The organism is Aureibacter tunicatorum (assembly GCF_036492635.1).
GTDB classification, from domain to species: domain Bacteria; phylum Bacteroidota; class Bacteroidia; order Cytophagales; family Cyclobacteriaceae; genus Aureibacter; species Aureibacter tunicatorum.
The window spans coordinates 3,357,559-3,370,458 of record NZ_AP025305.1 but is presented as its reverse complement, the minus strand read 5'-3'; the positions used below and the strand labels follow the sequence as shown (position 1 = coordinate 3,370,458).

Sequence of the window (12,900 nt, the reverse complement as noted above, 5' to 3'; positions counted from 1 at the left end):
ATTTTTTAGCCTGATTTTCTGCTAAAGGCTGAAAATTTTTTGCGATATTTATAAGGAAATTTCGATTTCAAAAGGAAATAAAGTCAATATTTATAAACTATTAATTCAAACAAAATGCCTAAAGGAGTATATAACGTTCCTGTTGCTAAGAACGAGCCGGTTTTGAGCTATGCGCCAGGTTCACCAGAGAGAATAAGACTTCAGGATACACTTGCTGAGATGAGAGCTACTCAAGTAGAAGTTCCTATGTATATTGGTGGTGATGAAGTGACAACTGGTAACCTTAAGCCAATGGTTTGTCCTCACGATCATCAGCACATCTTAGGTCATTTTCACGAGGGAGACGCTTCTCACGTAGAAGATGCGATCAATGCAGCTTTGGGTGCGAAGAGAATGTGGGAAGATCTAGCTTGGGAACACAGAGCAGCTATCTTCTTGAAAGCGGCTGATTTGATCGCTGGTCCTTACAGAGCGAAGATCAACGCGGCTACTATGTTAGCTCAATCTAAGAATGCTTTCCAAGCAGAGATTGATGCGGCATGTGAGTTTGCTGATTTCTTGAGATTCAACGTTCAGTATATGGTTGATATCTACAAGCAACAGCCGGAATCAGCTCCTGGTATCTGGAATAAAGTTGAGCAAAGACCATTAGAAGGATTTATCTTCGCTTTGACTCCGTTCAACTTCACAGCTATCGCTGGTAACCTTCCTGCAAGTTGCGCGATGATGGGGAACACTATCGTTTGGAAAGCATCTAATACTCAGATTTATTCTGCTAAAGTATTGATGGATGTATTCAAAGAAGCTGGTGTTCCTGACGGTGTGATCAACTTGGTTCATGGTTCTGGTCCAGTTATCGGTGATGTGGTTTTCAATCATCCTGATTTCGCTGGTATCCACTTTACAGGTAGTACTGGTGTATTCCAGCATATCTGGAAAACAATCGGAGAGAATATCCAAAAGTACAAGTCATACCCAAGAGTAGTTGGTGAGACTGGTGGTAAGGATTTTATCGCTGTTCACGAGTCAGCTAACCCAATTCAAGTAGCAACAGCTATCACAAGAGGTGCTTTCGAATACCAAGGACAAAAATGTTCTGCGGCTTCTAGAGCTTATATTCCTAAGTCAATGTGGTCGGAAGTAGAGGCTAAGGTGAAGGAAGATTTGGCTTCTATCAAAATGGGTCCAGTAGAAGATTTCACTAACTTTGTGAACGCTGTTATCGACGAGAGATCATTTGATAAGATCGCTGGTTACATAGACAGAGCTAAGGCAAGCGACAAGTGTACTATCATCGCTGGTGGTAACTATGATAAATCGGTTGGTTATTTCGTAGAGCCTACAGTAATCTTGACTGAGGATCCAATGTATGAAACAATGCAAGAGGAAATCTTCGGCCCAGTGATTACTATTTACACTTACGAAGGCAGCAGATACGAAGAAATGCTAGAGCTAGTTGACAGCACTTCTCCATACGCTTTAACAGGTGCGATCTTCTCTCAAGATAGATACGCTTTGGAATTCGGCGTGAGAAAGCTAAGAAACGCTGCAGGTAACTTCTATATCAATGACAAGCCAACAGGCGCGGTAGTAGGACAACAGCCATTCGGTGGAGCTAGAGCTTCTGGTACTAACGATAAAGCTGGTTCAGCGCTTAACTTGCAAAGATGGGTGTCTCCAAGATTGATTAAAGAAACTTTTGTTTCTCCAACAGATTACAGATATCCATTCTTAGGCGAGGATAAATAATCCTAGCTTCAAAAATATTTATGAAAAGCTTCGCAGTATTGCGAGGCTTTTTTTCTTGAACTATAAAATAGAGATATCTATTTGTGTTCTTAGATGAGATTATTTCCATCTCTTTGATTCGGAAAAGAGATGGTTTATCTTTGTGATGAATTGCGGGTTCGATCATATTTCAAGGTTTCAGACTCATCCATGCTCGCAAAGTGAAGTTGAACTGTGGGAAAAAAATAAACCTTTTATGAATGTAATTTTACATTATCTCAAATCTAATGGGCAACAAATTGCCTCAATCTTGCCATTCTTTTGGATATTCCAATTTCAAAAACGCCTTAACGCTCTGGAGAGAAAAACAAAAATGAGCTCGACTTGATAATTTATCAAAATACGGCTGTCTGTGACTTAGTGTTTCTTGTATTTTGGCTATTTTCGCTTAAGTTAGAATATTGATCCAAAATAAAAGTAGTAATGAGTGCTATAATGAATTTTGCCATCATCCCGATGGATAAAGGAGACCATATAGGCGAATATGTAAGCAAGGTGGTTGACCATATCAAAAAGTCAGGACACGATTATCAGTTTACTCCCATGGGAACCATAGTGGAGGCTGATACAGTGGCCGAAGTGCTGAAAGTAGTCGAAGACGCGTATCAAATTCTCGATCCGATTTCCGATCGTGTTTATTGCGTGGTTAATTTAGATTATAAAAAACATAAAAGCTCTCTGATAAAGTCGAAAACCCAATCTGTGGAGAATCGGATAGGCGAAGTGAAAAAGTAGACGCATACTTTTAAAATTCTTGATTTATTCAAACTTTCCTAACTAATCTATGTCATAACAGAGAAAGAAAATTTCTTGTGGCATGGAGAGATCACTACGATTTAGGTTGGGAAAGTTGTCTTTTAATATGGCGGTAGCCTTGGCTATAGCTTTCACTCATTTTTCATGTTCTTTATTGAAAGTCAATTTGGAGGGGAATTCAGTTCCATTGACAAAAAAAGAGCAGAATATTCGAATCTCAGTTCGAGAATATGCAGATGTATATTATCAAGTTACAGAGACGGTGGCGGATAGTATTTTATCATGGTCTGATGAGGAAAAAATTCAAGTAAACAGCATTTTATGGAAAATCAACGCGAATGAATCCGTTGAAAGAGCCACTTTGATGACGGATCCAAATATGTCTTTGCTTCAAACGTGGTTGACTGTAGAGCTGATTCATGACTTTATGGATGGAGAAGTTGGGCAAGAATATTATGGAGAGTATCAGTATTGGACGGATTCGGCGACTAGCTATTTGCAAAATAGGCTGGACAGTATTGTTTTGGGCTTGTACGATAATATGGAGTACGAACATGCTAAGCAGTTTATTGACACGCAAAAGGAGGATTTGAAACTTGAGGAGTTTCCATTTGCAATTCCATCTGTTAGATTGCTTTGGCTCAAGTATAATAATATTCCTGATTCATTGGCCACGGTTGCTGTTGGCAATTTGCCGGAAGCTATAAACGATCTTGGAGATAAGGTAACCACGATGTCTTCTCAAGCGGCCAAAAGAGCTATATGGAAGACGGAACTTGCATATCGAAGCTCTGGTTTGGATTCATTGAACATCAATGCATTGAAAGATAGTGTGACTGCTCGTATCGATAGCTTTATTGTTTTGGCCAAGGAAGCCCCAGAGTTGATAGATCATGTATCGGAATCGTTCAGAAATGACATGTTTATGCTTATGGATAGGCTTGATTTTCAAATGATGGGAGCATTTGACCGACTTGAGGCTCAAGGAAAATCATTTGAAAAAATGATAAGTTCGGAAAGAGAAAAGGTAATGAACGATTTGAAAGTGATTTCGGTCGATGTTACTCAAACAGCGATTTCAGAACTTAGAAAGACGATAAGCTCGATTTTGCTCTATGTGATTTTGGGATTGGTTTTAATTATTGTGTTGCCGTTTGGATTAGGTTTCGCGACGGGAAGGATATTTTCGTCTAAGAAGAAAGGAATGGACAATAGCTCCCGCTCTTAGTAGGCGACTAAAAACGGGAACCTTTTTATTTTTGGACAATGTTTGGATGAAAGCTTATTTGCTGTTTCGCTTATTTGTTGAATCTTTTGCTGACAAGATTTAGGAAGTCAATGACAGTTTCATTGTCCATTTGCCAGTTGTATTTCAATAAATATTCTGTTTTAATGAATTGTATGACAGAAGAATAGTCGTTGTAAGACTCAATTTTGTCAATTGCTTCAGAATAAATTTCGTTATTGCCTTCGAATAGCTCGTTGATGAATCTGAATTTTTGATTCAAATTGATTACGCTGTTTAAGCTGGTGACAGGTTGTTCAGTATGCATATCCGCTAAAGTCTTGGATTTTTGCTCGCCTGCCCAAGTGTCGTTGATTGTTGCTGTATTCGTTTCGTCTTGCGTCTGTTGTTGTTTTACTGGCTCAGCTATAGCAGTTTCTTCATTGTTATTAACAGTGTATTCTGATCCGTTTGCTTGCTGTTGCTGAGCAAAATGAGGCTCATTATCATTTACTGGTGTAGTAACAACAGGTTCTTTGATATTTTGGCTTGTAGCATTTGAATCCTGCTTATCGTATTCATGCTGGTCGTACGACTTCTCATAACCGTAAATTGTTTGCAGGCTTAGAGGTATCGTTTGCGAGAATTCTTCCAAAAATTCAACAGTGATGTCCGAATTGTATACATCTTTGCAAGAGCGCTCAAGAATTTGTCCGATTTCAAAAGCTGATATTGTGGCGTCATTGTATTCCGACGCTTTGTTGATTACGCTATCGATTACTTCAGGATAAATCTTAGTGTATTTTTTAGCAGTCTTCAAGTCGTCAAGCGTGAATACTTTGCTAGGGCTTTCTGTTGGCAAAGTGACTGTTGTCAGGTATTCAAAAGGAGAGAAGATCAATCTGATAGTATCGAAAACAGCAGTTTTCAATAAAGGCTTGAAAGAGTCCTTCTTCATTTTGATATGCCTTGACACTACATTCATGTAATCACCAAGAGCTTCGCGCACTTGCTCGTTTTCATAGTCGAAGTAAGGGCTTTTTTGATTTTCAATTTCTTTTTGCCATTGATCAAAAAGCGCTTTTACCACAAAAATGTTAATTTGCTTGATGCCTGTTAATTTGAGTATATCTTCTCCTTTGATATAACTCGCCTGCGAAAAAAAGTCTTCGGATATTTTTTCTGCAAATATTTCGCTATATTCCTCTATAGCGGATAAGTTAACTTTCGTTTCCATAAAATTGTTCTAAATTCCTTTGTCCAATTTACAATGTCGCAAATCGTTATCCAAAATCTGAAAAAACGTAAAATTAATACGAACCGAAAAGATATGAAAATTTTGAGGATTATTCATGAAAATTTTATTGATTGGTTGCATTCATGTGGAGGAAAGGGTAAATGCACTAGTTGCAAAATGAATGTTTTGGAAGGAAAAGAGCTTTTGAATCCCCCTACGGATTTTGAAATAAAATGCTTGAGCAGGGGCTTGCTGATTGATTCCCAGCGATTGGCCTGCTCATGCCATTTTGAAAATGATGGTAATCTAGTGATATCCGTGCCGAGAGATACTCAAATGAAACATTTAGTTTACGAGGAATGATTCGATAGCGATTATCGATTTGAAAAAAATCTGCTATCTTGCGAATTCATTTTTCTGAGGAAAAAGAAATTGTATTGTTTTAATTATTTTGTTTCATTAAAGAATTTTATATATTCCCAAGGATATGTTTATAGAACCGAATCTCAATGGCGCTACAGAGGAGAAAAAGCCTATAAATGGTTGGATAGAAGTGATTTGCGGGTCGATGTTTTCAGGTAAGACAGAAGAGTTGATCAGAAGATTGAAGAGGGCGAAGTTGGCGAAACAGCATGTGGAGATTTTCAAGCCGGGTATTGATAAAAGATATCATGAGGAAAATATCGTTTCGCACAATAATAATGCGATTCGTTCCACCCCAGTGGATTTCGCGGGTGATATATTATTGTTGGCTTTGGATAGCGACGTAGTAGGCATAGACGAAGCTCAATTTTTTGACGACGGTATTGTGGATGTTGTTGAGAAGTTGGCTCGAAGTGGCAAAAGAGTGATTTTGGCCGGCTTGGATATGGACTTCAAGGGAAGACCCTTTGGACCAATGCCTCAATTGATGGCTATGGCGGAATTTGTGACTAAGGTTCACGCGGTTTGCATGCAATGCGGAGGGGTAGCGAACTTTTCATATAGATCTGTGGCATCAGATGAAAAAGTGTTGTTGGGTGAGACTGATTCTTATGAAGCTAGGTGCAGAACATGTTTTAATGATGGAATGAAATCAAAAGAGAAAAAGGAATAAATACCTAAACCAATCATGATGATCAAAAAAAGTTGGCAAGCAGCGATACTATTTGTTTTCGGTTTTGTATTTGGAATGAATGAAGCACTTTGGGCTCAAGAAGGTGAAATACCGGCTGGAGCTTGGAGAACTCACTTTTCATATCATGAAGCCAAAAGAATTGCTCTTACTCCCGAGGATGTGTATTGCGCGTCTCAGAATGGATTATTCAGAATCGGCAAAGAAGATCTTTATCTTCAAAAGATAGGAAAAAATGAAGGCCTCTCTGATGCCGGAATATCAGCTTTGGCTTATGATAGTCATTCTGAATTTTTGTTGATTGCCTATGCCAATGGGAATATTGATTTGATTCGTGATAATAGAATCACGAATATGCCGGATTTGATGAATTCGACTCTATTTGATTCAAAGAAGATTCACCATGTGATTTTTGATCAAGGCATCGCATATCTGTCAGCGGATTTCGGCATAGTAGTCATTGATTGTGAACAAGGTTTGTTGAAAGACACTTACACAAACTTGTCAGATCAAGGTGATTTATTAAGAGTTAATTCACTTCAAATTTGGAATGGAATATTGTATGCCGCGACTGAGGATGGGGTGATTGCCGGAGAAATCTCAGATAACGTTAACTTGAAAGATTTTGAAAGTTGGAGCAGGCTAGGTGAAGACCATATCTCGTTGAGAGGAGTTCAAAGGCATATGGCTTTTCACCAAAATAAGATTTATGTTGCAAGTGTTAATCACTTGAGCTCTTTTGATGGAAATCAATCAGAAATAGTTTACACAACAGTAGATGCTGAAATTTCATCATTGATATCCAATGATGGGAAGCTGACAATGATCGAAGAAGACAAGGCTTGGGAAGTAAGCGATAATGGCCAATTACAAGCTTTTAACGATGAATTGGTACAGTCGCCTAATGAGTTGTGGTTTGAAGGAAATGTTTTTTGGGTTGCTGATGATCTAAATGGTCTAGTGACAAATGTGGAAGGGAAATCCAAACATTATTACCCATCAGGCCCGCTTGTGGATAATGTGACAGGGTTTGGCTATCATGAGAATAAAATTTATATAGTGAATGGCGAAATTTTCCAAGATGTGCCCAAAGGCAACAAGCCGAATCTATCGATGTTTTCAAAAGGAGAATGGATGAATTACAATCAAGAGAATATTCCTTCCTTTGAGAGTGATTATATAACAGATTTGACAGATGTGTTATATAGCACGACAATGAATACAGAGGTTTTGGCTTCGTTTAGCAATGGAGTATTGTTTTTTGATAAGGAAAATCTTTCATATGATTTGATTAATGCTGGAACAAATGGAGCTTTATTTCAAACGGACTCTTATGGAAATACTAATATATCGTGTATTGAAGAGGATTATGCTGGTAGATTGTGGGCTGTGAATTATGGCAATGATCAAACATTGCATTTATATGATCCTTATGAGTCTGCTTGGCAGGCATTCTCCACAAATAATTCTTTGGGTAAATATGCTGTTGATTTAAAAATGTCCTTTAATGGAGATAAATGGCTTCAGATTTCAAGACAGAAAGGTGGAGGAATTATCGTGTTTAATGAGGAAGAAGCAAGATCGATTTATTTAAGCGGTGCTACAGTGCCTGATATGCCGACAAATGGCATCAATAAATTAGTGATTGACAGGGAAGGAATTCCTTGGATTGTAAGCAGCAATGGAATTGGCTATTTCCCGAATTATTATTCTGCTTTGGATGGGGGTGTTTTTTATGAACGGCCAATTCATGAAGGGAAATATTTATTTAATAATGAGCTAGTTAATACAATTGCTATTGATGGAGGAAATCGAAAGTGGGTTGGCAAGAATGATGGCTTATGGCTTTTTAATGATAATGCGGATGCGTTGATTCAGAAATTTACAACGGATAATTCTCCTTTGCTTTCAAATATTGTGTTGAATTTGGAGATGAACCATGAGACGGGGGAGATGTTTGTTTACACAAGCGCTGGCTTGGTGTCAGTGAGAACGGATGCAACCAGAGGGTCCAAAAGCCAAGCTTCGAGATTGAAGATTTATCCCAACCCAGTGGAGACTAGTTCATTTGCGGGTCCTGTGACTATATCTAATTTGGTGGAGGACGCCACTGTCAAGATTGCCACTGCTTCAGGCAAGTTGGTGTTTGAGGGCGAGGCTAATGGAGGCACGATTCAGTGGGATTTGACCGATGATAGTGGAAACAAAGTCGTTTCAGGAGTTTATGTAGTTTATGTGTCCGATTTTGAAGGCAAGGAAACGACAGTAGATAAGCTTATCGTAATCAATTAACTTATTCGAGGAGTATGGTGCATCATACGAAAGGGATTGTTCTTAACTTTGTCAAATTCAAGGAAACGTCGATAATCGTGAAGTTGTTCACTGAAAAGTTTGGAACACAATCCTATATCGTCAATGGAGTGAGATCTTCCAAAGCTAAAGGCAAAATGGCAATGTTTCAGCCATTTACATTGCTGGATATGCAAGTTTATCACAAACCCAATGCGGATATCAATAGAATCTCCGAACTGCATATAGGCAAGCCATTTTTCTCGATTCCTTATGATGTCCATAAAAGCGCGATTACGATCTTTTTGACAGAGTTTTGCGCTAAAGTGCTCTTTCACGAAGAGAGCAATCCTCCGCTATATAATTATTTGGAAGCGAGCATGGAACTGTTCGATAACTTGGAAACAGGCAAAGACAATTTTCATTTGCAGTTTATGGTGAAATTGTCTAGCCGGTTAGGCATTGCTTTTGAAACGGCTGAGGAATTCTCAAGATTGGTAGAAAGCCATTTCCCTGTTCTGGTTTCGCAAGAAGAGAAAGAAGCTTTGAAATCGTTTCTTGACATGGAGCTGGGAGGGGAATGCCGAATTAGCAACGGCATCCGAAGTTCACTGTTCGATTTGTTATTGAAGTATTATCAATATCATTACGATAATATTTCCAATTTGAAATCAATACATGTGCTGAAAGAAGTGTTTCATTAGTCGGTCAGGAGGAAAGCATGCCTACTTTTTCGAATTTTTCGAAAACTTTTTCAGTATGTGGAGCGTCTTTTAATTCCTCTGTCAAGTCTTGCCCTGCCCAATGCTCATAGTGTTTGCCATTTTTCCATAGTCTTGAATTGGTAACATCATAGATTATTGATTGATATGCGCACCATATTTCTGGTTTATCTTGACCATTTCTTAGTGCGAGTTGGCTTTTCGTATATTTTTTCATGATTTTTGACTAAAACTAATTTATGTATAATTTTGATTATAAATACAATTTTTTTCAATAGTGATATTTGATGATACTTTTTATGACTAATATCACCAAATCTTCTGAAACAAAATAGAGTATTCCAAGAGGGACTAAAGCTAATTTTGCGGTTATAATTGAATAAAAATTTGCATCAAGAATGATCCAGAGCTTGAGCATAAATCTTGCTGTTGAATTTATTCAGGTGAAAAACGATATTTTTTTTAAATAAATAAGCTAAATGGTTAAAAAATACTTTTCGTTGTTAGCAATGTTATTATCAATTCCATTGATGGCATTGGCTGACGGGTCCGAGAGTTTGGATAAGAAAAGCGCAACTCAAAAGACAGATTATTCCTTTTTGGATAAGGGAGTGAAAGTATTCTTGGACAAGGAAAAGCAATCTTCAGTGAAGTTCGGTCTCGCATTGCAGTTTTGGGCGAGGTATTTGGAAAATAATCCCGGGACATTGAATGAAAATGGCGATCAAGTCAGCCAATTTTTTGACTTAAGCATGAGAAGGATGCGATTCAATGCATCTGTGAACTTGAAGAACAATGTGTTTTTTTACACTCAGTTAGGGACTAATAATCAGGCGTTCAATACAGATCCCCATTATCAGATGTTTATACATGACTTCTGGACCATGTTCAGGGTTTGGGATGATAAATTATACATAGGAGCAGGTAAGCATTATTTCAATGGCATTTCAAGAATGTCAAGCACGAGTAGTTTTTCTTATATGACATTGGATAACCCGTTGGTCAATTTTCCGATGATTAACAGAGAAGATGATTTTGGTAGACAGTTGGGTATTTTCGCGATTGGTACGATTGGGCGACTAGGCTACCGTATGGCTTTGAATAAGCCTTATGTTTATAGTTTGGCGAGAACGCGCGATGAGTTGGAGGATTTGCCGGTGGATGATCGTGTGTCGAATTTGTCTACCGAGATTCAAAATAATACCTTCTCAGGAAATGGTTATTTTTTCTGGCAGTTTCAGGATGTCGTTAAATCTACTTCGTCGTTTTTTCCCATGTCTTATATTGGATCGAAAAGGGTGCTGAACTTAGGAGCTGGATTTACCTTTCATCCGAGGTCAATGGCCTCTTTTGACGACAATAAAGAGTTGAAATACCATGATCAGGTGTTTTTGGGAGTGGACTTATTCTTGTCCGAGCCTTTGAAAGGAGGAGCCGCTTTGGATGTGTACTCTGTATGGTATCATTATGATTTTGGACCAAATTATTTGAGATCAGCGGGGATTATTCCTGTTGATGGCGGGCAGGATAGTGAAGCGGGCAATCTGTATCCTCAGGGCAGTGGACACAGGTATTATGTGATCGGAACAGGAGATGTATGGTATACTTCCGCCGCATACAAGCTCCCTGACAATATCAATGGTTGGCTTGGGAAGTTGCAGCCCTTTGCCGCTTTTACATTGCAGAATTTTGAAGGGCTCAATGATTTGGGGACTATGTACGATATTGGCGTGAATTATTTGTTTTACAAACAAAAGATCAAGATGACAGCTCAATATACGTTAAGACCTTTGTTTGAAGTTCAAGATTTGGATGCTGAATTGCCTACCAAGTCGGCGATAGTCACTGAGCATAAAGGACAGTTTATTTTTCAACTGCAATTTGTTTTGTAGAAATTTGCTAAAATTTCAATACTAATAATACAATAGAAAAACCTATTATTACCAAGAATCCAAGCCTTAAAAAAAAAAAACAGGATTCTTTGATATTGCTATTGCAAAAGCCGTTCATAGTCCTATTTTTGTGTAAAAAAATCAAATAGGATGAGCGTATTAGTTAATAAAAACTCTAAAGTTATTGTTCAAGGCTTTACGGGTTCTGAAGGAACTTTCCATGCTGGACAAATGATCGATTACGGTACAAACGTAGTAGGTGGTGTTACTCCAGGAAAAGGTGGACAAAAGCATTTGGATAAGCCAGTATTCAACACAGTAGCTGAAGCTGTGGAGCAAGCTGGTGCTGATGTGTCTGTGATTTTCGTTCCGCCTGCATTTGCTGCGGATGCAATCATGGAAGCTGCTGACGCGGGAATTAAAGTGGTTATTTGCATCACTGAGGGAATCCCAACAAAAGATATGATCGCTGCTAAAGAGTATCTTCAAGGCAAGGATGTTCGTCTTATTGGTCCGAACTGTCCAGGTGTGATTACTCCAGGTGAAGCAAAAGTAGGTATCATGCCGGCTTTCATTCACAACCCAGGTCGTATTGGTATCGTTTCTCGTTCTGGAACATTGACTTACGAAGCTGTGGATCAAATCACTAAAGCTGGTCTTGGCCAGTCTACTTGTATCGGTATCGGAGGAGATCCAATCATTGGAACGACAACTAAAGAAGCTGTTCAACTTTTGATGGAAGATCCTGAAACTGACGCTATCGTGATGATCGGTGAGATTGGTGGCGGAATGGAAGCTGAAGCTGCAAGATATGTTAAGGAATTCGGTACTAAGCCTGTTGTAGGTTTTATCGCTGGACAAACAGCGCCTCCGGGACGTCGTATGGGACATGCTGGTGCTATCATTGGTGGTTCTGATGACACTGCAGCTGCTAAGATGGCGATCATGAGAGATTGCGGCATTCACGTGGTTGAATCTCCTGCTGACTTGGGCGCAACAGTTGTTGAAGCTTTGAAAACACTTGAGGCTAAATAATAAAGCTTCATTAAGAATATTTAAGAGCCATTCTGCAAAGGATGGCTTTTTTGGTTTAAAAGAAGATGATTTTTAAGAGCACAAGGCTTAAAACAAGCACTAAGCTCCATTTGATTATTTTTTCGGCGCTTGGAGTTTTTGATATGAAGTTAGCGCCAACATAAGCACCTATGGATTGCCCTGTTGACATGATGATTCCTAGTTTCCAATCCACAAGACCATTTATGCTCATCATTGCCAAAGCGGGAATGACAAATATGAAGGCAAAAACAAGCTTTATAATATTGGCGTGTTTGAAGTTAAGATCTGTGAATGCATGCAGCGATAATAAAAGTAGAACGCCTATTCCTACTTGCAAGAAAGAACCATAAAAACCGACAGCGAAGAATACGGCATATTTTAGCAATGATTTGCCTTTTGATGAATTCTTGGACATGCTTCTGTCCATAAGTTTCTTGGGATTGAGGAGAGTAATGATGAGCATGAATATCATTACTCCTGCTAGAACGGGTTTTAGTTGATCATCAGGTATTTTTACGGCATTATAGCTACCGGTTAAAGCCCCAATTACTGAGGCGATAAGAAGTTTGGGGTCTAAATTTTTGAATTTGAATTCGCCTTGCTTAGCGTAAGTCCCCAAGCCAAAGAGGTTTTGAAACACAACGCCGACTCTGTTGGTGGCATTGGCAACGGAAGGAGGCAAACCAAAAAATATCAAAGCTGAAAGCGAAAAAACCGATCCGCTTCCAGCGACAGTATTGACTATGCCGGCTATAAATCCGCCGGCGATTAAAATTATGTATTTAGCTAGCATGGGAAGTTCAAGTTTGGATTGAATTTCA

General features: G+C 38.8%; 12 protein-coding genes. 9 read left to right on the top strand and 3 right to left on the bottom strand.

The window, feature by feature from the left end; all coding sequences use genetic code 11:
• Positions 1 to 114 precede the first annotated feature (114 nt).
• From pruA to AABK36_RS14235, 3 genes are all read left to right on the top strand, one after another.
• Complete coding sequence (pruA, locus tag AABK36_RS14245) at positions 115 to 1,749, top strand: L-glutamate gamma-semialdehyde dehydrogenase (RefSeq protein WP_309938231.1); 1,635 nt, start codon at positions 115 to 117, stop codon at positions 1,747 to 1,749.
• A gap of 462 nt (positions 1,750 to 2,211) precedes the next feature.
• The gene (locus tag AABK36_RS14240; protein WP_309938232.1) at positions 2,212 to 2,523 is read left to right on the top strand and encodes a thiamine-binding protein; all 312 of its coding nucleotides are present in this window, start codon (positions 2,212 to 2,214) and stop codon (positions 2,521 to 2,523) included.
• Between the two features lie 82 nt (positions 2,524 to 2,605).
• Positions 2,606 to 3,772, top strand: a complete 1,167-nt coding sequence (locus AABK36_RS14235; protein WP_309938233.1) for a hypothetical protein — start codon at positions 2,606 to 2,608, stop codon at positions 3,770 to 3,772.
• 70 nt (positions 3,773 to 3,842) lie between these two features.
• Here AABK36_RS14235 and AABK36_RS14230 read toward each other — a convergent pair whose 3' ends face one another.
• Positions 3,843 to 5,006 (bottom strand): hypothetical protein, encoded by a 1,164-nt coding sequence (locus AABK36_RS14230; protein ID WP_309938234.1) that lies wholly within the window; start codon positions 5,004 to 5,006, stop codon positions 3,843 to 3,845.
• A gap of 33 nt (positions 5,007 to 5,039) precedes the next feature.
• Between AABK36_RS14230 and AABK36_RS14225 the strand changes: the two genes are divergently transcribed.
• The 4 genes from AABK36_RS14225 (at position 5,040) to recO (ending at position 9,113) form a co-directional block, all read left to right on the top strand.
• A complete protein-coding gene (locus AABK36_RS14225; protein WP_309938235.1) occupies positions 5,040 to 5,369 on the top strand; it encodes a 2Fe-2S iron-sulfur cluster-binding protein in 330 nt (109 codons plus the stop codon).
• A 124-nt stretch (positions 5,370 to 5,493) separates the two neighbouring features.
• Positions 5,494 to 6,102 (top strand): thymidine kinase, encoded by a 609-nt coding sequence (locus AABK36_RS14220; RefSeq protein WP_309938236.1) that lies wholly within the window; start codon positions 5,494 to 5,496, stop codon positions 6,100 to 6,102.
• A gap of 15 nt (positions 6,103 to 6,117) precedes the next feature.
• Entirely contained in the window at positions 6,118 to 8,412 is a 2,295-nt protein-coding gene (porZ, locus tag AABK36_RS14215) for a type IX secretion system anionic LPS delivery protein PorZ (protein WP_309938237.1), read from the top strand.
• Positions 8,413 to 8,426: 14 nt separating this feature from the next.
• Positions 8,427 to 9,113: a DNA repair protein RecO gene (recO, locus tag AABK36_RS14210; protein WP_309938238.1), complete on the top strand. Its 687-nt coding sequence runs from the start codon at positions 8,427 to 8,429 to the stop codon at positions 9,111 to 9,113.
• A 4-nt stretch (positions 9,114 to 9,117) separates the two neighbouring features.
• On the opposite strand, the gene AABK36_RS14205 is transcribed toward recO, so the two are convergent.
• Positions 9,118 to 9,348, bottom strand: a complete 231-nt coding sequence (locus tag AABK36_RS14205) for a cytochrome b5 domain-containing protein (protein ID WP_309938239.1) — start codon at positions 9,346 to 9,348, stop codon at positions 9,118 to 9,120.
• Positions 9,349 to 9,610: 262 nt separating this feature from the next.
• Between AABK36_RS14205 and AABK36_RS14200 the strand changes: the two genes are divergently transcribed.
• Both AABK36_RS14200 and sucD read left to right on the top strand, forming a co-directional pair.
• Entirely contained in the window at positions 9,611 to 11,023 is a 1,413-nt protein-coding gene (locus tag AABK36_RS14200; protein WP_309938240.1) for a hypothetical protein, read from the top strand.
• A gap of 150 nt (positions 11,024 to 11,173) precedes the next feature.
• A complete protein-coding gene (gene sucD, locus AABK36_RS14195; RefSeq protein ID WP_309938241.1) occupies positions 11,174 to 12,058 on the top strand; it encodes a succinate--CoA ligase subunit alpha in 885 nt (294 codons plus the stop codon).
• A gap of 55 nt (positions 12,059 to 12,113) precedes the next feature.
• On the opposite strand, the gene AABK36_RS14190 is transcribed toward sucD, so the two are convergent.
• Positions 12,114 to 12,872, bottom strand: a complete 759-nt coding sequence (locus AABK36_RS14190) for a sulfite exporter TauE/SafE family protein (protein ID WP_309938242.1) — start codon at positions 12,870 to 12,872, stop codon at positions 12,114 to 12,116.
• Positions 12,873 to 12,900 lie beyond the last annotated feature (28 nt).

Coding starts and splice junctions, on each gene's coding strand:
- recO (WP_309938238.1), top strand. CDS start 8,427: ATGGTGCATCATACGAAAGGGATTGTTCTTAACTTTGTCAAATTCAAG.
- AABK36_RS14190 (WP_309938242.1), bottom strand. CDS start 12,872: ATGCTAGCTAAATACATAATTTTAATCGCCGGCGGATTTATAGCCGGC.
- AABK36_RS14200 (WP_309938240.1), top strand. CDS start 9,611: ATGGTTAAAAAATACTTTTCGTTGTTAGCAATGTTATTATCAATTCCA.
- AABK36_RS14225 (WP_309938235.1), top strand. CDS start 5,040: ATGTCGCAAATCGTTATCCAAAATCTGAAAAAACGTAAAATTAATACG.
- AABK36_RS14205 (WP_309938239.1), bottom strand. CDS start 9,348: ATGAAAAAATATACGAAAAGCCAACTCGCACTAAGAAATGGTCAAGAT.
- AABK36_RS14220 (WP_309938236.1), top strand. CDS start 5,494: ATGTTTATAGAACCGAATCTCAATGGCGCTACAGAGGAGAAAAAGCCT.
- pruA (WP_309938231.1), top strand. CDS start 115: ATGCCTAAAGGAGTATATAACGTTCCTGTTGCTAAGAACGAGCCGGTT.
- AABK36_RS14230 (WP_309938234.1), bottom strand. CDS start 5,006: ATGGAAACGAAAGTTAACTTATCCGCTATAGAGGAATATAGCGAAATA.
- sucD (WP_309938241.1), top strand. CDS start 11,174: ATGAGCGTATTAGTTAATAAAAACTCTAAAGTTATTGTTCAAGGCTTT.
- AABK36_RS14240 (WP_309938232.1), top strand. CDS start 2,212: ATGAGTGCTATAATGAATTTTGCCATCATCCCGATGGATAAAGGAGAC.
- AABK36_RS14235 (WP_309938233.1), top strand. CDS start 2,606: ATGGAGAGATCACTACGATTTAGGTTGGGAAAGTTGTCTTTTAATATG.
- porZ (WP_309938237.1), top strand. CDS start 6,118: ATGATGATCAAAAAAAGTTGGCAAGCAGCGATACTATTTGTTTTCGGT.